The organism is Modestobacter sp. NPDC049651 (assembly GCF_040659695.1).
Taxonomy (GTDB): domain Bacteria; phylum Actinomycetota; class Actinomycetes; order Mycobacteriales; family Geodermatophilaceae; genus Modestobacter.
Map to the genome: position 1 here is coordinate 1 of NZ_JBFAOG010000023.1, position 25,506 is coordinate 25,506.

The 25,506-nt window shown below is 73.5% G+C and carries 28 protein-coding genes; 17 read left to right on the plus strand and 11 right to left on the minus strand.

Annotated features, from left to right (window positions below; translation table 11 throughout):
- Positions 1-103: 103 nt before the first annotated feature.
- From AB0J00_RS20745 to AB0J00_RS20760, 4 genes are all read right to left on the minus strand, one after another.
- Positions 104-1,225, minus strand: a complete 1,122-nt coding sequence (locus AB0J00_RS20745) for a glycosyltransferase family 4 protein (RefSeq protein WP_357748645.1) — start codon at positions 1,223-1,225, stop codon at positions 104-106.
- On the minus strand, positions 1,222-2,502 hold the full coding sequence (locus AB0J00_RS20750) for a M48 family metallopeptidase (RefSeq protein WP_357748648.1): 1,281 nt from the start codon (positions 2,500-2,502) through the stop codon (positions 1,222-1,224). The genes AB0J00_RS20745 and AB0J00_RS20750 overlap by 4 nt, the downstream gene beginning before the upstream one ends.
- An 89-nt stretch (positions 2,503-2,591) precedes the next feature.
- Positions 2,592-3,698: a C40 family peptidase gene (locus AB0J00_RS20755; RefSeq protein WP_357748650.1), complete on the minus strand. Its 1,107-nt coding sequence runs from the start codon at positions 3,696-3,698 to the stop codon at positions 2,592-2,594.
- A gap of 337 nt (positions 3,699-4,035) precedes the next feature.
- Positions 4,036-4,353, minus strand: coding sequence for a hypothetical protein (locus tag AB0J00_RS20760; protein WP_357748653.1), 318 nt, complete (start codon positions 4,351-4,353; stop codon positions 4,036-4,038).
- A 154-nt stretch (positions 4,354-4,507) separates the two neighbouring features.
- Between AB0J00_RS20760 and AB0J00_RS20765 the strand changes: the two genes are divergently transcribed.
- Both AB0J00_RS20765 and AB0J00_RS20770 read left to right on the plus strand, forming a co-directional pair.
- Positions 4,508-6,382, plus strand: coding sequence for a DEDD exonuclease domain-containing protein (locus AB0J00_RS20765; RefSeq protein ID WP_357748656.1), 1,875 nt, complete (start codon positions 4,508-4,510; stop codon positions 6,380-6,382).
- Positions 6,379-6,666: an Lrp/AsnC ligand binding domain-containing protein gene (locus AB0J00_RS20770; protein ID WP_357748658.1), complete on the plus strand. Its 288-nt coding sequence runs from the start codon at positions 6,379-6,381 to the stop codon at positions 6,664-6,666. The genes AB0J00_RS20765 and AB0J00_RS20770 overlap by 4 nt, the downstream gene beginning before the upstream one ends.
- A 7-nt stretch (positions 6,667-6,673) precedes the next feature.
- Here AB0J00_RS20770 and trpD read toward each other — a convergent pair whose 3' ends face one another.
- Together trpD and AB0J00_RS20780 are read right to left on the minus strand one after the other, a co-directional pair.
- Positions 6,674-7,738, minus strand: coding sequence for an anthranilate phosphoribosyltransferase (gene trpD / locus AB0J00_RS20775; protein ID WP_357748661.1), 1,065 nt, complete (start codon positions 7,736-7,738; stop codon positions 6,674-6,676).
- A 4-nt stretch (positions 7,739-7,742) separates the two neighbouring features.
- Positions 7,743-8,165: a hypothetical protein gene (locus AB0J00_RS20780; protein ID WP_357748664.1), complete on the minus strand. Its 423-nt coding sequence runs from the start codon at positions 8,163-8,165 to the stop codon at positions 7,743-7,745.
- Between the two features lie 238 nt (positions 8,166-8,403).
- Here AB0J00_RS20780 and AB0J00_RS20785 point away from each other — a divergent pair, with 238 nt between their 5' ends.
- From AB0J00_RS20785 to AB0J00_RS20800, 4 genes are read left to right on the plus strand one after another with little or no spacing between them, the layout of a single operon-like run.
- The gene (locus AB0J00_RS20785; RefSeq protein ID WP_357748667.1) at positions 8,404-9,018 is read left to right on the plus strand and encodes a heme-copper oxidase subunit III; all 615 of its coding nucleotides are present in this window, start codon (positions 8,404-8,406) and stop codon (positions 9,016-9,018) included.
- Positions 9,019-9,025: 7 nt separating this feature from the next.
- A complete protein-coding gene (locus AB0J00_RS20790; protein WP_357748669.1) occupies positions 9,026-9,904 on the plus strand; it encodes a cytochrome c in 879 nt (292 codons plus the stop codon).
- 43 nt (positions 9,905-9,947) lie between these two features.
- Positions 9,948-11,081 (plus strand): Rieske 2Fe-2S domain-containing protein, encoded by a 1,134-nt coding sequence (locus tag AB0J00_RS20795; RefSeq protein WP_357748671.1) that lies wholly within the window; start codon positions 9,948-9,950, stop codon positions 11,079-11,081.
- Complete coding sequence (locus AB0J00_RS20800; protein WP_357748673.1) at positions 11,081-12,739, plus strand: cytochrome bc complex cytochrome b subunit; 1,659 nt, start codon at positions 11,081-11,083, stop codon at positions 12,737-12,739. Before AB0J00_RS20795 ends, AB0J00_RS20800 begins: the two co-directional genes overlap by 1 nt.
- Positions 12,740-13,393: 654 nt before the next feature.
- Here the strand turns inward: AB0J00_RS20800 and AB0J00_RS20805 are convergent.
- Positions 13,394-13,795 (minus strand): cytochrome c oxidase subunit 4, encoded by a 402-nt coding sequence (locus AB0J00_RS20805; RefSeq protein ID WP_357748676.1) that lies wholly within the window; start codon positions 13,793-13,795, stop codon positions 13,394-13,396.
- A gap of 51 nt (positions 13,796-13,846) precedes the next feature.
- Positions 13,847-14,725 (minus strand): cytochrome c oxidase subunit II, encoded by an 879-nt coding sequence (gene coxB / locus AB0J00_RS20810; protein ID WP_357748678.1) that lies wholly within the window; start codon positions 14,723-14,725, stop codon positions 13,847-13,849.
- 285 nt (positions 14,726-15,010) lie between these two features.
- On the opposite strand from coxB, the gene AB0J00_RS20815 reads away from it, so the two are divergent.
- Genes AB0J00_RS20815 through AB0J00_RS20830 form a run of 4 tightly spaced genes read left to right on the plus strand, consistent with a single transcriptional unit; the run spans position 15,011 to position 17,920 of the window.
- A complete protein-coding gene (locus tag AB0J00_RS20815) occupies positions 15,011-15,376 on the plus strand; it encodes a metalloprotease (protein WP_357748680.1) in 366 nt (121 codons plus the stop codon).
- Positions 15,366-15,710 carry a DUF3817 domain-containing protein gene (locus AB0J00_RS20820; protein ID WP_357748683.1) on the plus strand — a complete coding sequence of 115 codons (345 nt, stop codon included), beginning with the start codon at positions 15,366-15,368 and terminating at the stop codon, positions 15,708-15,710. Before AB0J00_RS20815 ends, AB0J00_RS20820 begins: the two co-directional genes overlap by 11 nt.
- Positions 15,711-15,758: 48 nt before the next feature.
- Entirely contained in the window at positions 15,759-17,690 is a 1,932-nt protein-coding gene (gene asnB, locus AB0J00_RS20825; protein WP_357748686.1) for an asparagine synthase (glutamine-hydrolyzing), read from the plus strand.
- Positions 17,687-17,920, plus strand: a complete 234-nt coding sequence (locus tag AB0J00_RS20830; RefSeq protein WP_357748688.1) for a hypothetical protein — start codon at positions 17,687-17,689, stop codon at positions 17,918-17,920. The genes asnB and AB0J00_RS20830 overlap by 4 nt, the downstream gene beginning before the upstream one ends.
- A gap of 60 nt (positions 17,921-17,980) precedes the next feature.
- Here the strand turns inward: AB0J00_RS20830 and AB0J00_RS20835 are convergent, their stop codons facing one another.
- The gene (locus AB0J00_RS20835; protein ID WP_357748690.1) at positions 17,981-18,337 is read right to left on the minus strand and encodes an iron-sulfur cluster assembly accessory protein; all 357 of its coding nucleotides are present in this window, start codon (positions 18,335-18,337) and stop codon (positions 17,981-17,983) included.
- Positions 18,338-18,530: 193 nt separating this feature from the next.
- Here AB0J00_RS20835 and AB0J00_RS20840 point away from each other — a divergent pair, with 193 nt between their 5' ends.
- Positions 18,531-19,139 carry a DUF3043 domain-containing protein gene (locus AB0J00_RS20840; protein ID WP_357748692.1) on the plus strand — a complete coding sequence of 203 codons (609 nt, stop codon included), beginning with the start codon at positions 18,531-18,533 and terminating at the stop codon, positions 19,137-19,139.
- Positions 19,140-19,181: 42 nt separating this feature from the next.
- Complete coding sequence (locus AB0J00_RS20845) at positions 19,182-20,165, plus strand: aldo/keto reductase family protein (RefSeq protein ID WP_357748695.1); 984 nt, start codon at positions 19,182-19,184, stop codon at positions 20,163-20,165.
- A 25-nt stretch (positions 20,166-20,190) separates the two neighbouring features.
- On the opposite strand, the gene AB0J00_RS20850 is transcribed toward AB0J00_RS20845, so the two are convergent.
- The gene (locus AB0J00_RS20850) at positions 20,191-20,412 is read right to left on the minus strand and encodes a hypothetical protein (protein WP_357748698.1); all 222 of its coding nucleotides are present in this window, start codon (positions 20,410-20,412) and stop codon (positions 20,191-20,193) included.
- Positions 20,413-20,525: 113 nt separating this feature from the next.
- Here AB0J00_RS20850 and AB0J00_RS20855 point away from each other — a divergent pair, with 113 nt between their 5' ends.
- Genes AB0J00_RS20855 through AB0J00_RS20870 form a run of 4 tightly spaced genes read left to right on the plus strand, consistent with a single transcriptional unit; the run spans position 20,526 to position 22,784 of the window.
- The gene (locus AB0J00_RS20855; protein WP_357748700.1) at positions 20,526-20,969 is read left to right on the plus strand and encodes a phage holin family protein; all 444 of its coding nucleotides are present in this window, start codon (positions 20,526-20,528) and stop codon (positions 20,967-20,969) included.
- Entirely contained in the window at positions 20,966-21,259 is a 294-nt protein-coding gene (locus AB0J00_RS20860; protein WP_357748702.1) for a DUF3618 domain-containing protein, read from the plus strand. The genes AB0J00_RS20855 and AB0J00_RS20860 overlap by 4 nt, the downstream gene beginning before the upstream one ends.
- Complete coding sequence (locus tag AB0J00_RS20865; protein ID WP_357748704.1) at positions 21,256-21,528, plus strand: DUF4235 domain-containing protein; 273 nt, start codon at positions 21,256-21,258, stop codon at positions 21,526-21,528. Before AB0J00_RS20860 ends, AB0J00_RS20865 begins: the two co-directional genes overlap by 4 nt.
- A 32-nt stretch (positions 21,529-21,560) precedes the next feature.
- On the plus strand, positions 21,561-22,784 hold the full coding sequence (locus AB0J00_RS20870) for a YihY/virulence factor BrkB family protein (protein ID WP_357748706.1): 1,224 nt from the start codon (positions 21,561-21,563) through the stop codon (positions 22,782-22,784).
- On the opposite strand, the gene gcvT is transcribed toward AB0J00_RS20870, so the two are convergent.
- The gene (gene gcvT / locus AB0J00_RS20875) at positions 22,781-23,893 is read right to left on the minus strand and encodes a glycine cleavage system aminomethyltransferase GcvT (RefSeq protein WP_357748708.1); all 1,113 of its coding nucleotides are present in this window, start codon (positions 23,891-23,893) and stop codon (positions 22,781-22,783) included. The two genes, AB0J00_RS20870 and gcvT, sit on opposite strands and share 4 nt — an antisense overlap.
- A 70-nt stretch (positions 23,894-23,963) precedes the next feature.
- On the opposite strand from gcvT, the gene AB0J00_RS20880 reads away from it, so the two are divergent.
- Complete coding sequence (locus AB0J00_RS20880; RefSeq protein ID WP_357748710.1) at positions 23,964-25,478, plus strand: leucyl aminopeptidase; 1,515 nt, start codon at positions 23,964-23,966, stop codon at positions 25,476-25,478.
- Positions 25,479-25,506 lie beyond the last annotated feature (28 nt).

A 25,506-nucleotide genomic window follows, 5' to 3' on the forward strand; every position in this document is an offset into this window, starting at 1 on the left:
ATGGGGGGGGTGGTTTTTTTTTTTTTCCGGTCGGTGGGTGTGGGGTAACACCTTTTTTTTGGCGTTGGTTACCGTCCCCCCCCCCCCCCCCCCCCCCACTCCGCTAGCCCCCCAGCAGCTCGGCGAAGGTGCCGGCGATCGTCGTCCACGACCAGCGCTGCTCGACCCAGGCCCGGCCCGCGGCCCCCATCGCCCGGGCCCGGGCCGGGTCGTCGAGCAGGTCGGCGAGCACCCGGGCGACCGCCGCCGGCGACCGCGGGTCGACGACGTGCCCGGTCTCCCCCTCCCGCACCGTCTCCGGCGCCCCGCCGGACGTGCCGGCCACCACCGGCTTCCCGCAGGCGGCCGCCTCGAGGAACACCATGCCCAGGCCCTCGACGTCCAGGCCGCCCCGCCGGGTGCGGCACGGCATCGCGAACACGTCGCCGGCGGCGTAGTGCGCGGGCAGCTCACCGGCCGGCACACCACCGGTGAGGACGACGGAGCTCCCGAGCCCCCGCTCGGCGACCGTCCGCCGCAGCCGCTGCTCCAGCGGACCGCCGCCGACCAGCAGCAACCGCGCCCGCGGGTGCCGGGCGAGCACCTGCGACCAGCCCTCCACGAGCACGTCCTGGCCCTTGCGGTGCACCAGCCGGGACACGCAGACCACGACCGGGGCGTCGCCGAGGCCGTACCGCTCGCGGACGGTGGTGCCGTCGACGCCGGGGTGGAAGCGGTCGACGTCCACGCCCGGTGACAGCTGGGCCATCGTCGTCCGGCCGGCGAGCACCGGCGCCAGCTTCCCCTGCGTGTAGGCGCTGATGTAGGTCAGCACGTCCAGCCCGGTGGCGATCCGGCGCATCATCGCCCGCGCTCCGGGCAGCGCCACCCAGCCGGTCTCGTGCCCGTGGGTGGCCCCGACCAGCCGCCGCACGCCCGCGCGGCGCAACGCCGGGCTCATCAGGCCCAGCGGCGCGGCCGCGCCGAAGAACACGGTGTCGCAGCCGTGCTCGCGGGCCAGCGCGGCGGCCTGCCGGGTGGCGGCCGGGGTGGGCAGCAGCATCGACGTCCCGGCCCGGACCACCCGGTAGGGCAGCGTCGCGTCGTGCGCGGCCGAGCCCGGGGAGTCCGAGGCGTAGACCACCAGCGAGTCCGGGGGCCGGGTGGCCAGCAGCGCGGCGACGAACGTCTGGATGCCGCCCTGCCGGGGCGGGAAGTCGTTGGTGACGACGAGCGTGCGGCTCACCGGTCGTCCACCGGCACCCCGTGCACCTTCGCCCAGTCCAGCGCGAACGCGATCCGCTGCGGCGTCGTGGGGTGCGTGCCGTAGAACCACTGCCACACCCCGGGCGGGCTGGGGTCGGACAGGTTCGCGGTGCCCAGCCGCCGCTGGACGGCGATGAAGGCGTCCGGGTCGCGGGTGAGGTCCAGGGCGTGCCGGTCGGCGCGGGCCTCGATGTGCCGGGAGTACACGCCCTGCACCGGGGTGGAGACCAGCGTCGCGGCGCCGACCAGGAACAGCACCAACCCGACCACCGCCGGGTCGCCCGGCGACTCCACGCCCGCCCGGCGCAGCAGCGGGGTGAGCTGCAGCAGCCAGCCGAGGAACGCCACCCCGGCGGCGGCGCCGAGGGCGCCGATCAGCGTGCCGACCAGCACGTCGTCGGCGGCGACGTGGCCGAGCTCGTGGGCGACGATCGACTCGATCTCGTCGTCGGGCAGCTCGTCGAGCAGGTTGTCGTAGACGACGATCCGGCGGCTGGAGCCGAACCCGGACACGTAGGCGTTCAGCGCCGTGGTCCGCCGGCTGGCGTCGGCGACCAGCACCTCCTGCACGGGGGTGCCGCTGCGCTCGGCCAGCGCGAAGAGGTCGGTGCGCAGCTGGCCGGCCGGCAGGGGCTCGAACCTGTTGAACGCCGGCTCGATGACCACCGGGTAGAGGAACGAGCCGATCACCACGAGCACGGCCGCCGCCCCCGAGGCCCACGCCCACCAGGTGCGCGGCGCGCGGCGGACGAGCAGCACCAGCAGCAGGACGACGAGCGCGCTCACCGCGGCGTCGATGCCGGTGTTGGTGGCGACGTCCCGCGCCCACAGGCCCCAGCTGCTGGTCGACAGGCCGTACCGGTGCCGGATCACGCCGCCGTAGACCGACAGCGGGAGCGTCGCGAGCCGGCCGACCAGGGTCAGCGCCAGCACGCCGAGCAGCACCTGCCAGCCCCAGCCGCCGCCGAGCGGACGGGCCAGCCGGCGGGCCAGCGAGCTCCCGGCGCGGGTGAGGCCGAGCAGGCCCGCGACGACGAGGCTGATCACCGTGTTGGCCAGCGACGCCGGCCGGAGCGCCGACGCGAACGCCTCGGCGCGCGCGGTCTGCTCGGGGGTGAACGCGGTGCCCGGGTCGACCGGGGTCCAGCCGCCGGGCGGCGTGGGCAGCAGGTGCCACGGGGTGGCGACTGCGATGACCACGGCCACCGCGGCGCCCACCAGGACCGCCACCAGCAACGCGATCCGGCGGGCACTCACGGCGGGCAGCCTAGGTGCGGTGCCTGTGCGGTCCCCGGCAGGCCCGTGACGAGGCCGGTGCCCGGTCCCACCCCCTGCTCACCGGCGCGTCAGCCGACGAACCGGCGGGCGCCGACGTAGCCCTTCATGTCGACGCTGGTCACCACGACCGGCTTGCCGAACGTCGAGGCGTGCACCATCTGGCCGTTGCCGATGTACATGCCCACGTGGCTGACCGGGCTGTAGAAGAAGACGAGGTCACCGGGCTGCAGGTCGGCCCGGGCCACCGGGGTGCCCATCGTCGACTGCGTCTTGCTCGAGTGCGGGAGCGTGACGCCCGCGGCGGCGTAGGCGTACTGGGTCAGCCCCGAGCAGTCGAAGGCGTTGGGACCGGCCGCGCCCCAGACGTAGGGCTCACCGACGTGCGCGAGCGCGGTGTCGACGGCCTTCTGCGCGGCCTGGCTGTTCGCGGTCACCTTCGCCGGCGGCGCGAGCTCGGGCCCGGCGACCCGGGTGACGACCGCCTGCTGCTGGGCCGCCGAGAGGGCGTCGAACTGCGCCCGGTAGTCGGCGATCTGGCTCTTGAGGTCGGCCTGCTTGGCCTTCACCGCGTCGACGGTCTGCGCGGCCTTCGCGGCCGCGGCCTCGGCGTCCGCCTTGGCCTGCTCGGCGGCCCGGGCGGCCTCGGCGACCTGGGTGAGGACGTCGTTCGTGTGGCCGGCGATGGCGTCCAGCGTGCTGACCTGGTCGAGGAACGCCTCGGCGGAGCTGCTGGTCATCAGCGCGTTGAACCGGGACATGTTCTGCCCGGTGAAGGCGCTGCGGGCGACCTGCCGCATCTGGCCGTCGAGGGCGGCCAGCTGGGCGTGCGCGTCGTCGACGGCACGGCCGGCCTGCACGACCGCCTTCTGCTGGGCGGCCAGCTCGGTCTGCGCCTCGTTGACCTCCTCGGTCACCGCCTCCAGCCGCTGGCCGGCCTCGCCGGCCAGCTGGGTCGCCTGCTCGGCCGTGGTGGCCTTCGTCGCGCGGGAGTCCGGCGCGGCCTGCGCGGTGCCCGGGGCGACGGTCAGCGCCAGCACCGCGGCCAGACCGGTGACGGTGCATCCGAGCAGTCCGGCGCGCGCCCGGCGGGCACGGGACCCGGCGCGGGCCGGCGTCCCCTCGTCGGCGACGGACGGGACCGGGACGGACCGGCGGGGCAGCTGACGACGCGCCACGGGCGGCGGGGCTCCGTTCTGGACTCGGCGACCGCCGACCGGGCCAGCTGACCGGGAGCGGGCGGGCACGGAGCCCGCCTGTCTCTCACGCGTCGACGCTGGCGCGTTCGCGCCCTGTTCCAGGGCGCGCGAGAACTCGTCCGTGTGCTGTGATGGGTCCCGGTCCACCCGGCCGCTGCGGCGGCCGGACGACTCGGCGGTGTCCTCCCGCGGTCACCCTCTGTGGTGACGCTCCGGCCGGACACCAGCGACGTTAGGGCCGTGACCTGGCTGAGACCAAGACCCGTCAAACGTCAAAATCGCACCAGGACCTGCCGAATCACACGCGTGCGATTCATCAACTCACGTGGCGGTTCCTGCGCTCGCCGGGCTCGCGGCGTGTCCGCGACGCATCCTGATGACGCAACGGCGGAACCAGGCCGAAGTCTGCCAAAGCCCGGACCGCCCGGTGCTCGACGTCGTCGAGCTCGACGACCGCCGGGGCGGCTGCGGGCGGCGCGTCCGGCCGCTCGGTGACGGCCTCGGCGCGGGGGGTCAGCGGGACGACCGTCGGGTCGTGCCCCTGCCAGCCGGGGGGTGCCCCCAGCAGCACGGTGACCACGCAGTCGTCGCAGCCCTGACCGCGGACGGTGCAGGTGTCGCAGTCGATGAGCACGGCGGCTCCTCATCTCTCGGGTCGGTCCAACGCCTGCGGACGCTAGGAGCACCCACCGACATTCCCGGCCCGACCGCCCCCCGGAGGCCGGCGGGGACGCGGTCCGCGGCGGGTCTCCCCCGGACTGTCCGACCCCCGACCTACCGTCCGCCCCGTGCCACCCGGAAACACCGTCCCCCTCCCGGCCAGCCGTCCGCCGCTGTCCCCGCGGCCGGCCACCCAGCTGCTGATCGACGACCTGGGCACGCCGCTGGCCGACGTCACCTTCGTGGTCGTCGACCTGGAGACCACCGGCGGTTCGCCGAACGACAGCGCGATCACCGAGATCGGCGCGGTCAAGGTGCGCGGCGGGCAGGTGCTGGGCGAGTTCCAGACCCTCGTCGACCCCGGCTGCGCCATCCCGCCGTACATCAGCGTGCTCACCGGGATCACCACCACGATGGTGGCCACGGCCCCGCGGATCGACGCGGTGCTGCCCGCGTTCCTTGAGTTCGCCCGCGGCGCGGTGCTCGTCGCCCACAACGCCCCGTTCGACCTCGGCTTCCTCAAGGCCGCGGCGGCGGCCACCGGCACCCCCTGGCCGGCGTTCGCCTCCGTCGACACGGCGGTGCTCGCCCGCCGGCTGCTCACCCGCGACGAGGTGCCCAACTGCAAGCTGGCCACCCTCGCTCCCTACTTCTCCACCAGCACCGAGCCCTGCCACCGCGCGCTCGCCGACGCCCGGGCCACCGTCGACGTGCTGCACGGGCTGTTCGAGCGGCTGGGCCCGCTGGGCATCACCTCGCTGGAGGAGCTCACCGGCCTGACCCGGCAGGTCGACCCCGAGCGGCGCCGGAAGCGGCACCTCGCCGACCAGGTGCCGAACGGTCCGGGCGTCTACGTGTTCCGCGGCCCCCGCGACGAGCCGCTCTACGTCGGGACGTCGGCGGACCTGCGCAGCCGGGTCCGCAGCTACTTCTCCGCCGGCGAGCAGCGCAGCCGGATGACCGAGATGATCCGGCTGGCCGAGCGGGTCGAGGCGCTCCCCTGCGCCCACGACCTGGAGGCAGCGGTGCGCGAGCTGCGGCTGATCGCCGAGCACAAACCCCGCTACAACAAGCGCTCCCGGTTCCCCGAGCGCGCGCTGTGGGTGCGGCTCACCGAGGAGCCCTTCCCCCGGCTGTCGGTGGTCCGCCGGGTGCGCCCGGACGGCGGGGTGTTCCTCGGCCCGTTCCCCGACCGCCGCGCCGCCGACGCCGCGGTGGCCGCCGTGCACGAGTCGCTGCCGCTGCGGCAGTGCGCCGGGCGGCTGCCGGTGGGCGGCACCGGCACCGCGTGCGCGCTGGCCGGCATGGGGCGGTGCGGAGCACCGTGCACCGGCGCGCAGAGCCGGGAGGAGTACGCGGCCGTCGCCGCCGTCTTCGCCGCGGCCGTCGAGTCCGACCCGCGGGACCTGGTGGGCCCGCTGCTCGAGCGCGTCGACCGGCTGGCCACCGAGGGCCGCTACGAGGACGCCGCCGTGCTGCGCGACCGGGCCGCCGTCCTGGTGCGCGCCGTCCGGCGCCGGCAGCGGCTGGAGTCGCTGGCCGCCGTGCCGGAGATGGTGCTCGCCCGGCCCGACGGCGGGGGCGGCTGGCAGCTGTCGGTGGTCCGCCGCGGCCGGCTGGTCGCGGCCGGGGTGGCCGGGCGCGGGCGGTCGGTGCGTGCCGTCCTCGAGTCGCTGCGCGCCACCGCCGAGACCCCGCTGGGCCCGGACGGCGAGCTCGCGGCCACCGTCGACGAGACCGAGCTGGTGCTGCGCTGGCTGGAGAAGGCCGGCACCCGGCTGGTCGACGTCACCGGCACGCTCGCCAGCCGCACCCCCGGCACCGGCGACTACAGCGCGTTCCTCGCGCGGGTCGAGGCCGGCCGCGCCGAGCAGGACCCGTTCTCCGACGGCCGGTCGCTGCGCACCCGCAGCCAGCCCGACCGGGTCACCCCCGCGGCCCCCGGCGAGGGGCGGCGCACCCGCCGCGGTCGCGCCCGGGCCGGGCTAGCATCCCGGTCGTGATCACCGCCATCGTGATGATCGACGCCGCGACCGACTCGATCGGCGAGGTCGCCGAGGCCGTCGCCGCGCTCGAGGGGGTCAGCGAGGTCTACTCGGTGGCCGGGGACGTCGACCTGGTCGCCCTCGTCCGGGTCCGCGAGTTCCAGGAGATCGCCCAGGTGATCGCCGGGCGGATCAACAAGGTGCCCGGCGTCCTGGACACCGCCACCCACATCGCGTTCCGCACCTACTCGCGGCACGACCTGGAGGCGGCGTTCTCCATCGGCTTCGAGTCCGCCGACTAGCGCAGCCTCAGGACCGGGCGCGCGCTGCCCGGCTGACCCGCACCCACTCGTCGAGGGTGGCCCGGGCACGGCCGTCGTCGACCGCGGCCGCCGCGCGGGCCAGCCCGTCGGCCAGCACGTCGTGCAGCCGCCCGCCGCGGGGGTCGAAGGCGGCCAGCGCGGCGGCGGCGTTGAGCAGGACCGCGTCCCGCACCGGGCCGCGCTCCCCCGCCACGAGCGACCGGAACACCGCCGCATTGTGGGCGGGGTCGCCACCGCGCAGCGCGTCCGGCCCGGGCGGGCTGATGCCCAGCGCCGTGGGGTCCAGCCGCTCCGCCACGACCTGCCCGTCGCGGACCACCCACACCGACGACGTGGTGCCCGTCGTCAGCTCGTCGAGCCCGTCGTCACCGCGGAACACCAGCGCCCGGTTGCCGCGTGCGGCCAGCACCTCGGCGAGCACCGGTGCCATCCGGGCGTCGGCGCACCCGATGGCGCCGGCCACCGGCCGGGCCGGGTTGGTCAGCGGGCCGAGGAAGTTGAACACCGTGCCGATCCCCAGCTCCCGCCGCGGCGCGGCGGTGAAGCGGAACCCGGGGTGGAACACCGGCGCGAAGAAGAACCCGATCCCGGCCTCCTCCACGCACCGCGCGACACCCTCGGCAGGCAGGTCGATGACGACGCCCAGCGCCTCCAGGACGTCCGCCGAACCGGACTTCGACGACGCCGCCCGGTTGCCGTGCTTGGCCACCGGGACGCCGGCGGCCGCGGTGACGACGGCCGCCATCGAGGAGATGTTGACCGTCTGGGCGCCGTCGCCGCCGGTGCCGACGATGTCGACGCAGTCGCGGGTCAGCCGCACGGCGGTGGCCTGGTCGAGCATCGTGGCGGCGAGGCCGAGGACCTCCTGGGGGGTCTCCCCCTTCACCCGCAGCGCCACCACCAGACCGGCGATCTGCGCGGGTGTGGCGTCACCGGTCATCACCTGGCGCATGGCCCAGCGGGTGTCCTCGGCGGCGAGGTCCTCGCCGCGGGTCAGCCGGCCGAGCAGGCCCGGCCACGTGGGGGGACCGGAGGGAGCAGGAACCGCCACGGCGTCAGCGGCGCACGGCGGGACGCTGCGCGACGCGCTCGCGCAGCAGGCCCGCCACCACCTCGGGGGCGGTCAGCGGGTCGACCGGGTAGGCCAGCGTGGCATCGGCCAGCGACCAGTGCGCCAGCCACCGGTCGGCCTGCCGGGCGATCAGCACGACCAGCGCGGGGCAGTCGGCGATCTCCGAGCGCAGCTGGCGGCTGATGCCCATGCCGCCGGTGGGCTGGGCCTCACCGTCGAGCACGCAGAGGTCGACGCCCCCGGCGTCCACCGCGGCGACGACCTCGTCGCCGGTGCTGCACTCGAGGTAGGTGACCGGACCCACGTCGGCGGCCGGGTGGGCGCCCAGGGCGGCCCGGACGGCGGCGCGGACCTCGGCCCGCTGGCTGAACACCAGCACGGTGGCCGGCACGGCGACGTCGCTCACGGGGCGCAGCCTAGTGCCCCGGCCCGGCCCCACCCCGCCGTGCACGACGCGCCGGTTTCGGTTGCGCACAACGCAACGATTGCGCAACGATCCTGAGGGTGCACCCGGACCCTGCGGCAGCGACGGTGCGTGTTCGCCGAGGCGGACGCCCCGTACCTGCACCGACGACCGTCACCCCCTGCGGCGCGCCCATCCACCCCGCGTCGTGGGGAACCTGTCGCGATGCCATGATGACCTCGTGACAACGGCCCCCGTGGCGAGCGGCACCTTCGACACCTCGCGGGTGCACTCCCTGACCCGACCGAACATGGTCAGCGTCGGCACGATCGTCTGGCTCGCCAGCGAGCTGATGTTCTTCGCCGGCCTGTTCGCCATGTACTTCACCGCGCGCGCCCGCCACGGCAACCCGTGGCCGCCGGAGCCCACGGAGCTCGACGTCCCGTACGCGTTGACGTTCACGCTGATCCTGGTGGCCTCCTCGGTCACCTGTCAGCTGGGCGTCTTCGCCGCGGAGGTCGGCAACGTCTACGGCCTGCGCCGCTGGTTCACCATCACGTTCGCGATGGGCCTCGCGTTCGTCCTCGGTCAGGCCAACGAGTACCGCAACCTGATCGTGAACCACGACACGACCATCTCGTCGTCGACCTACGGCTCGGTCTTCTACCTGACCACCGGGTTCCACGCGCTGCACGTGATCGGCGGCCTCGTGGCCTTCGTCTACGTGCTCATCCGGTCCACCATGGGCCGATTCACGCCAGCCCAGGCGACCTCGGCGATCGTGGTCTCCTACTACTGGCACTTCGTCGACGTCGTGTGGATCGGGCTCTTCGCCACGATCTACCTGATCAAGTAGGGACAGGGTGTCCACCACGAACTCGTCGTCCGATGCCCGTCCTCGCCGCGGGCTGCTGAGCTCCCGCCGGCGCCCGTCGGCCGGCACGCCGGCCGCCGCCGCCCGGGACCGCCGCCGCTCCAAGCAGCGCCGCCGCCTGGCGAACGTCGCCGGCCTCATGGCCGCGCTGGTGCTCACCGGCGTCGGCTACTCGGTGGTCGCCCCCGGGGCGAGCGCCGCCGACGACGGGCCGACCTTCAACTCGGCCGTCGACGCGGGTCGCGACATCTACACCCGGAGCTGCATCACCTGCCACGGTTCCAACCTGCAGGGCGTCAGCAAGCGGGGTCCGTCGCTGATCGGCGTCGGCAGCGCGTCGGTCTACTTCCAGGTGCACACCGGCCGCATGCCGCTGGTGCGCCAGGAGGCCCAGGCGGCCGAGCGCCCGCCGGTCTTCTCCGACGAGGAGATCGACCAGCTGATGGCCTACATCCAGGCCAACGGCGGCGGCCCCACCCTGCCCTCCGGCGACCTGCGGGACGGCGACCTGGCCGAGGGCGGTGAGCTGTTCCGGCTCAACTGCGCCCAGTGCCACAACTTCACCGGTGAGGGCGGCGCCCTCTCGTCGGGCAAGCGCGCCCCCTCGCTGAGCGAGGCCAACGACCTGACGATCTACGCGGCGATGCTCTCCGGCCCGGAGAACATGCCGGTCTTCGGTGACAACCAGCTCGACCCGAGCGAGAAGCGGGCGATCATCAACTACGTCCAGACGATGAAGGCGCAGGCCGACCCCGGCGGCGCCGGTGTGGGCCGCGTCGGCCCGGTCGCCGAGGGCCTGGTCATGTGGACCGTCGGCGTGGGTGTGCTGCTGTTCGGCATCTTCTGGATGGGGACGAAGGCGCCGTGACCGAGTCCGCCACCCGCCGCCCCTGCGCCATCGAGGAGAACGCGTGAGCACCACCCACGACCGCCCCGGTTCCGGGGGCGGGGCCGACGTCCCCGGGCCGCTGCACGGCGGTCCGGACGACGACTACACGCCGGAGCAGCTCGCGGCGATGGACCGCCTCGAGCTGGACCGGCTCGGTGCCCGCTACGACGGCGTCGAGATCCTGCACGTCGAGCCCGGTCCGCGGCCCGGCAGCCCGCAGGAGCGCCGCGAGGTCCGCAAGGTCGCCGCCGCGTTCACCCTGGCCGGCGTCTTCGCGCTGCTGTTCGCCGTCGTCTACTTCGGCTCCAACTGGTTCCTCCCGGACTGGAAGTGGAACGCCGGCGGCAACAACACCTGGGGCGCGCTGTACACGCCGCTCCTCGGCGCCACCATGGGCCTCGCGCTGATCTTCGTCGGCGTCGGCCTGGTGCTGTTCGTGAAGAACCTGCTGCCGCACGAGACCGCGGTGCAGGACAAGCACGACGGCTCGCACTTCGACCGGGTCACCACCTCCTCGACCCTGCTGCAGACGTACCACAACGCCGACTTCAAGCGCCGGAAGTTCCTCACCCGGTCGCTCGGCTTCGTCGGCGGCGCGTTCGGCCTGATGCTGATCCTGCCCATCGGCGGTCTGATCAAGAACCCGAACAAGGGCAACCCGCTCGGCACCACCCCGTGGGCCAACGGCGTCCGGCTGCTGCGCGACGACGGCACCCCGATCCGGCCCGCCGACCAGCAGCCCGGCTCGCTGGCCACCGTGTTCCCCGCGGTGGAGCACGGCAACAAGGCCGCCGACGCCGCGGTCATGCTGATCCGCCTGCGCCCCGACCAGCTGCAGGACCTGCAGCCGCCGGCCGGCCAGACGGACTTCCCGTACGGCGACTACGTCGCCTACTCGAAGATCTGCACGCACGCCGGGTGCCCCGTCTCCTTGTACGAGCAGGAGACCGGGCGCATCCTCTGCCCGTGCCACCAGTCGCAGTTCGACGTCACCGATGGCGCCAAGCCGGTCTTCGGCCCGGCGACCCGCCGCCTGCCGATGCTGCCGCTGGCCCTGGACGACGAGGGCTACTTCGTCGCCCGCGGTGACTTCCCGGAGCCCGTCGGGCCCTCGTTCTGGAACATCGGACGCATCGACAGCGGAAGGTCCAGCTGATGGCCACCACCCCGACACCCACGCGGCCGACCACGCTGGTCGGAACCGCGGCGCTGGAGATCGACGACCGGATCCCGATCTCCGGCTGGGTCCGCCGCACCCTGAACAAGGTCTTCCCGGACCACTGGTCGTTCCTGCTCGGCGAGATCGCGCTCTACTCGTTCGTCGTCCTGCTGCTGTCGGGCACGTACCTGACGTTCTTCTACGACGCCTCCATGCAGGAGGTCAGCTACAACGGCGTCTACGACGCCCTGCGCGGCGTGGAGATGTCCGCGGCCTACCAGTCGACGCTGAACATCTCGTTCGACGTCCGCGGCGGCCTGATGATCCGCCAGATGCACCACTGGGCCGCACTGCTGTTCGTCGCGGCGATCGTGCTGCACCTGCTGCGCATCTACTTCACCGGCGCCTACCGCCGGCCCCGTGAGACCAACTGGTTCATCGGGATCGTGCTGCTGGTGCTGGCCATGCTCGAGGGCTTCGCCGGGTACACCCTCCCCGACGACCTGCTGTCGGGCACGGGCCTGCGGATCTTCTCGGCGGTGTTCCTCTCCATCCCGGTGATCGGGACGTGGGTCTACTTCACCGTCTTCGGTGGGGACTTCCCCGGCGAGCTGATCATCGGCCGGCTCTACATCCTGCACGTGCTGATCATCCCGGCGGTCATCCTCGCGCTGATCGCGCTGCACCTCACCGTCCTGGTGAAGCAGAAGCACACGCAGTTCCCCGGCGCCGGCCGGACCGAGCACAACGTCGTCGGGCACCGCCTCTTCCCGGTCTTCGCCGGGAAGGCGACAGCGCTGTTCTTCATGGTGTTCGGGGTCTGCGCCGCACTCGGCGGCCTGGTCCAGATCAACCCGTTCTGGCTGTTCGGCCCCTACAACCCGTCGCAGGTCTCCGCCGGTTCGCAGCCGGACTGGTACATCGGGTTCATCGACGGCGGCGCGCGCATGTTCCCCCCGTGGGAGATCCACCTGTGGGGCTACCACATCCCGCCGGTCCTCTGGGGCGCCCTGGGCATCCCGGGCCTGATGTTCGGTGCGCTGGCCCTCTGGCCGATCATCGAGCGCAAGGTCACCGGCGACACCGCCAGCCACCACCTGCTCCAGCGGCCCCGTGACACCCCGGTGCGCACCTCGCTGGGCGTCATGGCGCTGGTCGCCTACGGCGTGCTGCTGATCACCGGTGGCAACGACATCGTCGCGGACAAGTTCGACATCAGCCTGAACGCGATGACGTGGTTCGGCCGGCTCGGCTTCGTGATCCTGCCGCCCATCGCCTACGCGCTGACCTACCGGATCTGCCTGGGTCTGGAGCGGCACGACCGCGAGGTGCTCGAGCACGGCATCGAGACCGGTGTCATCCGGCGGCTGCCGCACGGTGAGTTCATCGAGGTCCACCAGCCCCTGGGCCCGGTCGACGAGCACGGCCACGGCACGCTGGCCTACGGCGGCGCCTCGGTCCCGAAGAAGATGAACCAGGTCGGTGGCGCCCGCCGCGCGATCAAGGGCTTCTTCCGGCCGATCGAGGAGCCGGCCGCCGTGCAGGCGGCGGCCGAGCGCGAGGCGCGCGGTCTCGAGGCCGAGCACGCCAGCCGCGAGCTCACCGGCTCGGGCCGTCCCTCCGAGGGTGGCCGGCCGCAGGAGCCGCGCGACTGACGCAGCACCCGGCACACCGACAGGGCCCCGGCGGGATCTTCCCGCCGGGGCCCTGTCGCGTTCCCTGCGCCCTCTCCCCTCCCCCCACCACCTGCGCCGACGCTGGGGCGTTGACGACCGGCTCAGGCTCCGCACGCGGACGCTCCGCACCCACCCGTCGGGCCGAGGACACCCGTCGGGCCGAGGACGCTCGGGCGACGCCGCCGGCCCTCAGGGCTCACGTGGGCAGCTCGGGTCGAGCGTTGCCTCAGCGGCCGGGAGGCAACGCCGGGCGCTGACTGCCACTCCAAGGCCCTCGCGCTGGCCCTCCGCGCCCGCTGTCCGGGATGACGACGCTCGGGCCGGCGGTGCCCACCGAGTCGGTGCCGCCGGCGTGCGCAGGGTCGACACGGCGGGCCGCGCCGAGCGGCCCCGCGGAGGTCGGCCCGGGACGACCACAGCAGCGGCGGCCCACGCTCCCGCACCACCGGGCGTGCTGTCGGCCTCCCCAGCTCGCCCTCCTGATCAGCCCGGGGGCGGCGTTGCCTCGGCGGGCGGGACGCAACGCCGGGCCCGGGGTGATCACGTCCCACCCGCGGCGACCAAGCGGCCCGGGAACGCAGAAGGGCCCCTCCCGGCTGACCGGGAGGGGCCCTTCTGGTGGGCTGAGCGGGCTCAGCTGTGGGCGTTCTGCCCCACGTAGTACTCGAACAGCAGGCCGCCGACGGTGATCAGCAGCGCCGCACCGCCGACCACGATCATCCACGGGTAGTAGAAGGCCAGCGCCAGGCCCATCCAGCCCGCTGAGAGGGCGATGCCGAACGGCCAGTAGCTGCCCGGGCTGAAGAAGCCCAGCTCGCCGGCGCCGTCCGCGATCTCGGCGTCCTTGCGGTCCTCGGGGCGGGGGTCGATCCGTCGGCTGACGAACCAGAAGAACCCGCCGATGAGGGCCGTCAGGCCACCGGACAGCGCCAGCGCCGTCGTGCCGATCGGCTCCTTCGCCCAGAAGCCGTAGACGAACGCTGCGGCGACGCAGAAGAGCGTGATCAGATTGAAGATGAGCGCTTCGACCTTCACGGCCGCTCCTCCCCCTTGCCCGTCGTCGGGACCGGCGCAGTGCCGGTCAGGTCACTTCGTGTTGTCACGCTGCTCGTCCTTGCCGAGGTCCCACGGCAGCGTCGTGGTCGAGTCGCCCGGCTGGCCGATGCTCTCCAGCGCGTCGTGGGTCGACAGCCCCCGCTCGCGAGCGGCGAGGTAGCTGTCGTAGTCGGCCGGGCTGACCGACCGGACCTCGAAGTTCATGAACGCGTGGTAGGTGCCGCACAGCTCGGCGCAGCGGCCGACGTAGGAACCCTCCTCGCGCACCCGCACCTGGAAGACGTTGTCCCGGCCGTTGTCGTTGCCCGGGATGACGTCGAGCTTGAAGAGGAACTCCGGCACCCAGAACGAGTGGATGACGTCGGCGGACGCCAGCTCGAACCGGATGTCCTGGTTGGTCGGCAGCACCAGGATCGGGATCTCGTTCGTCGTCCCGACCGTCGAGACCGGCGTGCCGCCGTTGTCGTCGGTGGTGTCCGGGTAGACGAACTGCCAGTTCCACTTGAACGCGTTCACCGCGATCGTCACGTCCGGGTCGTCGCTGCGCGCCTGGACGTCGTTCTGGGTGTTCACCGTGAAGAAGAACAGCACCGCGACGATGATGAACGGGATGATCGTGTAGACGACCTCGAGCGGCAGGTTGTACGCCGTCTGCCGCGGCAGCTCGTCGCCGCGCTTCCGGTAGCGGATCATCGCCCAGAAGATCAGCGCCCACACGAGGATGCCGACGATCAGGGCGGTGATGACCGACCCGGTCCAGAGGTTGCGCATCTCCTCGGCCTGGTCGGTGACGCCCTCCGGCCAACCGAACCGCCAGAAGGCGTTGTTCGGGGCGTCACAGGCGCTCAGGCTGAGCATCCCCAGCCCACCGAGCGCGGCGAGCCGCGCGAGCTTGCTCCGTCGAGCCACTGCCCGCTGCCTCCTCATCCCCCGCGTGGCGGCGCCACGTGGTCCTACCGGCGCTCTCCCCGGGTGCTCCCGGAGGTCTGGCCGTTGCGATCACAAGTCTCGCTGAGACTAGCCGAGCCCGCGCGGCGTCCCTGGGTCGGGCGGAGCGGCGCGCCGCTCCGGCGCGGGGGCACCGTCCCGCCGCCGGATCCCCCTGCTGCTCACCGGCCCCGCACGGCGGCGCGCGGCGCCCGGGGTGGCGCGGAGCACGCCCGGCGGCCGACGGGGGCAGCTAGCATCGAGGGCGTGTACAGACGCCTGCTGACGTTCAAGTGGGTGCTCATGCACCTGCTCGTCGCGGCCCTGTTCGTGGGCACCTTCTTCGCCGGGTACTGGCAGCTGTCCAAGGCCGAGAACGGCGGCGGCGCGGTGAACTGGAGCTACGCGCTGCAGTGGCCGCTCTACGGGTTCATGGGCCTGGGCTTCTACCTGCGCATGGTCCGTGACGAGTACAAGCGCGACCCGGCCGACGACCACCCGGGCAACTCCGTCGTGCTGTACCAGCGCCCCCGCATCGACACCACCGGAGACCCCGAACTGGCTGCCTACAACGCCTACCTGGCCGAGCTCAACGAGAAGGCCCTCGGACAGCAGGTCGACAGTGGTCGCTGAGCCCCTCGCCGCCGGCCTGCCGGCGAAGACCGCCGCCGCGCTGACCCGCTACCGGGTGATGGCCTGGGTGGTCGGCGTGATGCTGCTGGTCCTCGTGCTGGTCGCTGTGCCGCTGCGCTACGCGGCCGGCATCCCCGAGGTCTCGAAGGTCGTGTCCCCCGTGCACGGCTTCCTCTACATCGTCTACCTGGTGACGGCGTTCGAGCTGGCGCTCAAGGCGCGCTTCACCGCCAAGGGCACGGCCCTGGTGCTGCTGGCCGGGGTCGTCCCCTTCGTGTCGTTCGTGGCCGAGCGCCGCGTCTCGGCGCGCGTCCGCGCCGGCCAGCCGCTCTGACCGGCGCTCCCCCGCCCCCCCCCCCCCCACCTCTGGAGAACCCCGCGCATGTGCGGCCTGCTGGCCTACCTGTCCACCGACGCCGAGCGCGTCGACGACCAGCGGATCGACGGCGTCCGGCACGCGCTGCAGTGCCTGCGCCACCGCGGTCCCGACGACCGTGAGGTCTGGTACGACCGCAACACGGTGCTGGGCTTCAACCGGCTGGCGCTCATCGACATCGAGGGCAGCCCGCAGCCGCTGCCCTACGCCGGGCGCTACCGGATCATCTTCAACGGCGAGATCTACAACTACCTGGAGCTCCGCGAGGAGCTGAAGGCGCTGGGCGCGGAGTTCGCCACCGAGGGCGACACCGAGGCGATCGTCGCCGGGTACCACCACTGGGGTGAGGACGTCGTCCCGCGGCTGCGCGGCATGTTCGCGTTCGTCATCTGGGACACCCACACCGGGACGGCGTTCGGCGCCCGGGACGCGTTCGGCATCAAGCCGCTGTTCACCGCGCGGCTGGCCGACGGCGCGATCGCCTTCACCTCGGAGAAGAAGGCGCTGCTGGAGGTCCTCGGCGGCAGCGCGGCGGCCGGCGGGGTCGATGCCACCTCGCTGCAGCACTACCTGACGCTGCAGTACGTCCCGGAGCCCGCGACCCTGCACCGCAACATCCGGCGGATCGAGAGCGGCACCAGCTTCACCGTCGCGGGCGGCGAGCTGCGCACGAAGCGCTGGTTCGAGCCGGAGTTCCGGCCGCGCCCGGTCCCCCGCGGCGGCGAGCAGGCGTTGTTCGACCACATCGCCGAGGTGCTCGACGACTCGGTGGCCAAGCACATGCGCGCCGACGTCCCGGTCGGGTCCTTCCTGTCCAGCGGCATCGACTCGACGGCGATCGCCGCGCTGGCCCACCGCTACAACCCCGACCTGGTCACCTTCACCGTCGGGTTCCGCCGCGAGGCCACCTCCGAGGTGGAGATCGCCGCGGAGTCCGCCGCGATCCTGGGCGTCAAGCACGTGCCGGTCGAGGTGACGGCCGAGGAGTTCGCCGAGGCCATCCCCGCGGTGGTCTGGTACCTCGACGACCCGGTCGCCGACCCCGCCCTGGTGCCGCTGTACTTCGTCGCCCGCGAGGCGCGCAAGCACGTCAAGGTCGTGCTCTCCGGTGAGGGCGCCGACGAGCTGTTCGGCGGCTACACCATCTACCGCGAGCCGATCAGCCTCGGCTGGGCGAGCAAGCTGCCGTCGGCCGGGCGCGGGGCGCTCGGCCGGCTGGCCCGCGCGGTGCCCGAGGGCGTCCGCGGCCAGGACCTGCTGCGCCGGGCGTCGATCCCGCTCGAGGAGCGGTACTACGGCAACGCCCGCAACCTCAACGCCGAGGAGCTCGCGCAGATCATGCCGGGCCGCGACCCGGAGCTCAGCCACGTCCAGGTCACCGCCGAGTTCTACCGGCAGGCCCGGGCGGCCGGCTACGACGACGTCACCGCGATGCAGTACGTCGACCTGTTCACCTGGCTGCGCGGCGACATCCTGGTCAAGGCCGACAAGATCACCATGGCCAACTCCCTGGAGCTGCGGGTGCCGTTCCTGGACCCCGAGGTCTTCGCGCTGGCCAGCAGCCTGCCGGTCGAGATGCGGGTGCCGGCGAAGGGCGATGCGACCAAGTACGCGCTGCGCCAGGCGATGAAGCTGATCGTGCCGCCGCGGATCATGAACCGGCGCAAGCTGGGCTTCCCGGTGCCCACCGCCGACTTCCTCGCCGGCCCGCTGCACGACTGGGCCCAGGCCGTGGTCAAGGACAGCCAGACCGACGAGTGGCTGGACCGCGCGCACGTGCTGACCCTGCTCGACCGGCTGCGCGAGGCCGAGGTGCCCAGCAAGCGGGTCGCCCGGCAGGTGTGGGAGGTGCTGGTCTTCATGATCTGGCACGGCATCTTCGTCGAGGAGCGGATCAGCCCGTCGATCCCCGAGCCGCACTACCCGGTCCGGCTGTGACCCGGCGCCGGCTGGTGTCGTCCGCCGTCGCGATCGCGGCGGCGCTGGGCGCGCTGGCCGGCTGCACCAGCGGGGACGACGACGGGACGCCGACCGCACCGGCGTCCACCACGCCCGAGCGCACCGCGCCGTCGGCGGCCCCGTCGGCCGGCACGCTCACCCCGCAGGTGCCCGCGCCGTCGTCCGGCCTGCCGGTGCCCGTCCCGTCGGGCGCACCGACCACCCGCTGAACGCGACGGAGCCCGGCTCCCCCGAGGGGGAACCGGGCTCCGTCCGGTCCTACGCGGCGATCAGTGGAACGAGTCGCCGCAGGCGCAGGAACCCTGCGCGTTCGGGTTGTCGATGGTGAAGCCCTGCTTCTCGATCGTGTCGACGAAGTCGATCACGGCGCCACCGAGGTAGGGACCGCTCATCCGGTCGACGATCACCTCGACGCCGCCGTACTCGTAGGTCTGGTCACCGTCGAGGAAGCGCTCGTCGAAGAAGAGCTGGTACCGCAGACCGGAGCAGCCACCGGGCTGCACGGCGATGCGCAGCCGCAGGTCGTCGCGGCCCTCCTGGTCCAGCAGCGCCTTCACCTTGGCGGCGGCGGGGTCGCTGAGCACCACGTTCGTGGTGTCCGGGGCCTGCGTGTCCTGCACGGTCATGTCGTGGTCCTCCCACACATCGAGGATGTCCTGCGGTGTCGCGCATGCGCGCGCAACGACCAACACCGCCGGGGCGGAGCTGCTTCCCACTGTACGGCGGCGCGCCCCGTCGCGGGACCCACCGCACCCGTGCAGGGGAGCACACCGGCGCGACGGCACCGGACCGCCGGGTCCGCCACGTAGCATCGGCGTCGTGAAGCTCCGTCTGCCCGGCCGCCGTCCCGAGCCCGAGGCGACCCCGGACCCCGCGGTCGACCTCACCGCCCAGCTGACCGCCGCCGGGGGCAAGGGCCGGCCCACGCCGAAGCGCAGCGAGGCCCAGGGCCGCCGGCAGGGGCCGCCCCCGCCGCCGCCGGCCACCCGCAAGGAGGCCCTCCGGCGGATGCGCGAGCAGCGCGGCACCGGCGCCGACCGCCGCGCCGCGGCCAACCGGGGCGAGGACCGGGCGCTGCCCGCCCGGGACCAGGGCCCGCGCAAGAAGCTGGTCCGCGACATCGTCGACTCGCGGCGGAACGTCGGCAGCCTGTTCCTCCTGGTCGCCGTCCTGCTGCTGGTCAGCTACGCGGTGCCCAGCGGCAACCTGCGCGGCTACGCCTCGCTGGTGTGGTTCTTCTTCTTCCTGCTGATCGTCGCCGACTCGATCGTCCTGGGCCGGAAGATCAAGAAGCTGGTCAACGAGCGGTTCCCGAACCACCCGGAGAGCAACCGCACCCTCATGTGGTACGGCATCAACCGGACGACGCTGCCCCGCAAGTGGCGCTTCCCCAAGGCCCAGGTGGGCCCGGGCGCCGAGCTGTCCTAGCGCCTCGGAGGTCGTGAGGCCGGCTACGTACTGTCGGCGTACGTGCAGACACGTCGACTCGGCCGTTCCGGCCTGACCATCTCCGAGATCGCCTACGGCAACTGGCTCACCCACGGCAGCCAGGTCGAGGAGGACGCCGCCCACTCCTGCGTGCGCGCGGCCCTCGACGCGGGGATCACCACGTTCGACACCGCCGACGTCTACGCCGGCACCAAGGCCGAGTCGGTGCTCGGCCGGGCGCTCGCCGGCCAGCGCCGCGAGGGCCTGGAGATCTTCACCAAGGTCTACTGGCCCACCGGCCCCGGCGCGAACGACCAGGGGTTGTCCCGCAAGCACGTCATCGAGAGCTGCAACGCGTCGTTGCAGCGGCTGCAGACCGACTACGTCGACCTCTACCAGGCGCACCGGTACGACTCCACGGTGCCGCTGGAGGAGACGATGACCGCGTTCGCGGACCTGGTCCGGCAGGGCAAGGTGCTCTACATCGGCGTCTCCGAGTGGCGCGCCGAGGAGATCGCCGCCGCCGCCGAGCTGGCCCGCGAGCTGAAGGTCCAGCTGATCAGCAACCAGCCGCAGTACTCGATGCTGTGGCGGGTCATCGAGGCCGAGGTCGTGCCGGCGTCGGAGGAGCACGGCCTCTCCCAGATCGTCTGGTCGCCGCTGGCGCAGGGCGTGCTCACCGGCAAGTACCTGCCCGGCCAGCAGCCGCCCGCCGACAGCCGGGGCGGGCACGCCACCGTCGGCCGGTCGATGCAGGGCTACCTGACCGACGACGTGCTCGACCGCGTGCAGCAGCTGCGCCCGATCGCCGACGAGCTCGGCCTGACCATGGCCCAGCTCGCGATCGCCTGGGTGCTGCAGAACCGCAACGTCGCCGCCGCGATCATCGGCGCCTCGCGGCCCGAGCAGGTGCACGACAACGTCGAGGCCGCCGGCGTGCAGCTGCCGGCCGAGGTGCTGACCCGCATCGACGAGGTGCTCGGGGACGTCGTCGAGCGCGACCCGGCGCAGACCGCCCGCGGCTGAACCACCGGCCCGGTGGGCCCGGTCGTCAGGAAGCGGCCAGGCCCATCGGGCCGTACACCTTCGTGCCGTCGTCCAGCAGCGTGACCGTGGCGATCCCCCGCTCGAGCAGGTCGCGCCAGTTCTCGCCCAGCCACGACTCGGCGTCGCCCTGGTTGTCCAGGACCGGCACCTCCACGCCCAGCTCGGCCGGGTCGACGGGCGCGCCGGTGGGGTCCTCCAGCTGCCAGGTCCAGGTCGGGGTGGTCATGGGGCGAGGCTAGCGAGCACCACCACCCCGCGGCACGGGCGATCTTGGTTTACGCGGTAAGGCATCCGGGGATGGAGGTTCTCGGTACGCCCCCCGAGCCCCCGGAGGTCCCGATGAGCCAGCCCACCCAGGGCGGCGGTGCGACCCGTGCGGAGACACCTCCGCCGGACCCGAAGAACGCCTCCACCGCCCAGCTGATCGGCGAGCTCCCCGACCTGGTCACCCGGCTGGTCCGCGACGAGGTGCGGCTCGCGCAGGCCGAGGTCACCGGCAAGGCCAAGCGGCTCGGCGTCGGCGCCGGCCTGTTCGGCGGCGCGGGGCTGGTGGCGCTGCTGGGCCTCAACGCGCTCATCACCGCAGCGATCCTCGGCCTGGCCGCGGCCATCCCCGGCTGGCTGGCCGCGGTGATCATCGCCGTCGTGCTGTTCGTGGTCGCCGGCGTGCTCGCGCTGCTGGGCAAGAAGGACGTGCAGTCGGCGGCCCCGCCGCTGCCCACCGAGACGATCGCGAGCCTCAAGACCGACGTCGCCGCGGTCAAGGGGAGCGTGCAGCGGTGAGCACCTCCCGCCCCGAGGGCGCGCACGGGCCCGGCGCACCCGACGTCAGCGGCCCGACCGAACCGGACGCCATCCGCGCCGACATCGAGCGCACCCGCGCGCAGCTGGCCGGCACCGTCGACGAGCTGAGCCACCGCCTCGACGTCCCGTCCCGGGCGAAGGAGGGCGCCCTGCGCGCCCGCGACACCGCAGTGGAGACCTACCGCGAGAGCCCGCCGGTGGTGCTGGGGGCGGCCGCCGCCCTCGTCGCCGTCGTCGTGGGCCTGGTCATCTGGAGGAAGAAGCGATGAGCAAGGGCGCGAAGCTCGCCTACCGGCCGATCGGCCTGATCGGCGGCGTGCTCGCCGGCACGCTGTCCGGCGTGGTCTTCAAGCAGGTCTGGAAGCTGATCTCGCACGAGGACGACGCCCCCGGTGCGCTGCAGAGCGAGTACCGGACCGCCGAGGTCATCCTCGCCGCCGCCATCCAGGGCGCGATCTTCGCGGCCACCAAGGCCGCGATCGACCGGGCCGGGGCCCGGGGCTTCACCAAGCTGACCGGCAGCTGGCCGGGCGACTGACCCGCCGGGTCCTGCGAGCAGGGGGAAGCCAGATGGTCCAGACCAGCCGCCCGCACAGCCGGGTCGAGCGCATCCGGGCACGGGTCGAGGAGAAGGCCGCCCGGCGGGCGGCGGAGGCGCGCGCGGCGGAGGCCGACCGGGCCGCGCACCACCTGACCCCGGCCGCCACCCACCCGGGCGACCCGGAGGGGCGCAAGGACGCCGGCCCCGCGCACGCCGACCCGTCGGCGACGCTCCCCCGCCGGCTCCCGGCCGAGGGCGAACTGCCCGGCGTGCACGCGCAGAAGCCGACCGAGATCCCCTGGCGCGGCTGGCTGCAGATCCTCAAGCGGGCGTGGGCGGAGAACGGCGCCGACAACATGCCGATCATCGGCGGCGGCGTCGCGTTCTTCGGCTTCCTCGCCATCCTGCCGACCCTGACGGCAACCATCTCGCTCTACGGCCTGGTCGCCTCCCCGGAGACCGTCGCCGACCAGATCGAGTCGCTGTCGGCCAACCTCCCCGAGAGTGCCGCCGACCTCATCGGCGACCAGCTGAAGAGCATCACCAGCAGCAGCGGCGGGGCGCTCACTATCGGGCTGGTCATCTCGATCGTGGCCGCGCTGTGGAGCGCCTCCGGCGGGGTCAGCAACCTCGTCAAGGCGGTCAACATCGCCTACGACGAGGTGGAGACCCGCAACTTCGTCAAGCTGCGCGCCCTGTCGCTGGCGCTCACCCTCGGCACGATCGTGTTCGTCCTGATCACCTTCGGCCTGGTCGCGGTGTTCCCGCCGCTGATCGACGCGCTGCCGCTGGGCGTCGTCGGCACGGTGCTGGCCCAGGTCGTCCGCTGGGTGCTGCTGCTGGCGCTGATGTCCGGCGCGCTGTCGGTGCTCTACCGGATCGCCCCGGACCGCGACGCCCCCAAGTTCCGCTGGGTGAGCCTCGGCTCGGTCGTCGTCACCCTCATCTGGGCCGCGGTCAGCCTCGTGTTCAGCTTCTACGTCAACAACTTCGGCTCGTACAACGAGACGTACGGGGCCATCGCCGGCGTCATCGTGCTGATGCTGTGGCTGCAGATCAGCGTCTTCCTGGTACTGCTCGGCGCGGAGATCAACGCGGAGGTCGAGCACCAGACGGCTCAGGACACCACCACGGGCGACCCGGAGCCGATGGGGCACCGCAACGCCACCGTCGCCGACGAGCTGCCCGACCCGCCGGTGCCCCCGAAGGGCTCGAAGGAGGGGGCGACCCAGCCGGAGACGCAGCGCAGCTAGCGGACGCGGGACTCCACGAACGGGGGCTTCCGGACGACGACCGGCTGCGGGCGGCCCCGGACGTCGACCGCCAGCTCGTCGCCCTCGGCCGGCCCCGCCGCGGCGTCCACCAGCGCGAGGGCGATGCCGGTGCGCAGCGTCGGGGAGAACGTGCCGCTGGTGACCTGGCCGACCGCCGCGCCGTCCGGCCCGAGCACGGCCATGCCCGGCCGCGGGATCCCCCGGCCCGGGGCCCGCAACCCCACGAGCACCCGCGCCGGGCCGGCCTCCCGCTCCGCGAGCAGCGCCTCCCGGCCCCAGAACGCCGGCTTGCCCCAGCCGACCGCCCAGCCGGCGCGGGCCTGCAGCGGGCTGATGTCGCGGGAGAGCTCGTGCCCGTGCAGCGGGTAGCCCATCTCGGTGCGCAGCGTGTCCCGGGCGCCCAGCCCGCAGACGCGCAGCTGCGGGTCGGCGGCCAGCAGCGCGTCCCACAGCGCACCGGCGTGCCCGGCGTCGACGAGCAGCTCGTACCCGCGCTCGCCGGTGTAGCCGGTGCGGCAGACGGTGACCTCCGCGCCCTCGCGCTCGACGGTGGCGAGGGACATGTAGGCCAGGTCCGCGGGCAGCCCGACGGCGGCGAGCACCTCCGCCGAGCGGGGGCCCTGCACGGCGAGCACCGCCACCTCGGCGTGCCGGTCGGTCACGGTCACGCCCTCGGGGGCCGCGGCGGACAGCCGGGCCAGCACCTCCGCTGCGTTGGCGGCGTTGGGCACCAGCAGCACGTCGTCCGGCCCGTGCAGGTAGACGATCAGGTCGTCGACGACGCCACCGGCCTGCGGTTCGCCGTCGGCGACGCAGCAGAACGTGTACTGCGCCTGGCCGGGACGGATCCGGGACAGGTCGTTGGTCAGGCACGAGTCGACGAAGGCCGCGGCGCCCGGGCCCCGCACGGTCGCGGTGCCCAGGTGCGAGACGTCGAACAGCCCGGCCGCCTCCCGCACCGCCGCGTGCTCGGCGAGGACTCCCCCGCCGGCGTACTCCAGCGGCATCGACCAGCCCCCGAAGTCGCCGAACTTCGCACCGGCGGCCACGTGCCGGTCGTGCAGGGGCGAACGCAACGGGCTGGTCACCGGCCAGAACCTAGCCGGTGACCACCCGCCGGTCGTACGCGATCCTCAGGACGTCCTTACGATCGTCCCCGTGCCGCCGACGATCTCCGCCACCGACCGCCCGCTCGAGAAGCTCTCCGCCGACGCCGTCGTCGTCGGCGTCGGGAAGGGGCCCGCCGGCCTGCTGACCACGCCCGGCGCGGACGCCGTCGACCGGCTGCTCGGCGGCCGGCTGCTCACCGCCCTGGCCGACCTCGGCGCCAAGGGCGGAGAGGACGAGGTCACCAGGCTGCCCACGTTCGGCCAGTCCACCTTCCCGGTGGTCGCGGTCGTCGGGCTCGGCGCCCCGCAGGCCGGCGGCGGCTACTCCCCCGAGGCCGTCCGCCGGGCCGCGGGTGCGGCGAGCCGGGCGCTGACCGGCCGGACGTCGGTCGTGTCCCTGCTGGCCGCCGTCGGCGGGACCCCGGACACCGACCGCCTGCACGCCGTCGGCGAGGGCCACCTGCTCGGCGCCTACGAGTTCACCGCCTACAAGTCCGGGCTGGCCGCTGACCGGCCGACGCCGCCGGCCTCCTTCGAGCTCGTGGTCCCCGACAGCGGCGACGCCAAGGCCGCGCTGGACCGGGTGCGCGCCGTCGCCTCGGCCGTCACCCTCGTCCGCGACCTGGTGAACACCCCGCCCAACGACCTGTACCCGGCGGAGCTCGCCGCCCGCGGCGCCGCCGCCGGCAAGAAGGCCGGCCTGTCGGTCGAGGTGCTCGACGAGAAGGCGCTGGCCGCCGGCGGCTACGGCGGCATCCTCGCCGTCGGGAGCGGCTCCGCGCGCGGCCCCCGGCTGCTGCGGCTGGAGTACAAGGGCAAGAAGGCGAAGACCAGCGTGGGGCTGGTCGGCAAGGGCATCACCTTCGACAGCGGCGGCATCTCGATCAAGCCCGCCGCGGGCATGGCCGACATGAAGAGCGACATGGCCGGCGCCGCCGCGGTCATCGCCACGGTCTGCCTGGTCGCCGAGCTCGGCCTGCCGGTCGACGTGACCGCCACCGTGCCGATCGCGGAGAACCTGCCCAGCGGCACCGCCTACCGGCCGGCCGACGTGGTCACCTTCCGCAACGGCAAGAAGTCGGAGATCACCAACACCGACGCCGAGGGGCGGGTCGTGCTGGCCGACGCCATCGTCCGGGCGCTGGAGGACTCCCCCGCGTACCTGATCGAGACCTCGACGCTGACCGGCGCGCAGCTGGTCGCGCTCGGCACCCGCACCTCCGGCGTGATGGGCAGCGACGACCTCCGCGACACCGTGGTCGCCGCCAGCCGGCGCAGCGGCGAGCCGATGTGGGCCATGCCGCTGCCCCCGGAGCTGCGCCGCAGCATCGACTCCGCCACCGCGGACTTCACCAACTCGGGGTCCGACCGGTCCGGCGGGATGCTCGTCGCCGGGCACTTCCTCAAGGAGTTCATCCCCGACGGCCAGCCGTGGGCGCACATCGACGTCGCCGGCCCGGCGTACAACACCGGCTCCCCGTGGGGCTGCACGCCCAAGGGCGGCACCGGCGTCCCGGTGCGCACGCTGCTGGCGGCCATCGAGGACCTCGTCGCCCGCTCCTGAGCACCGCCCGCTCGTGACCACGGACGCC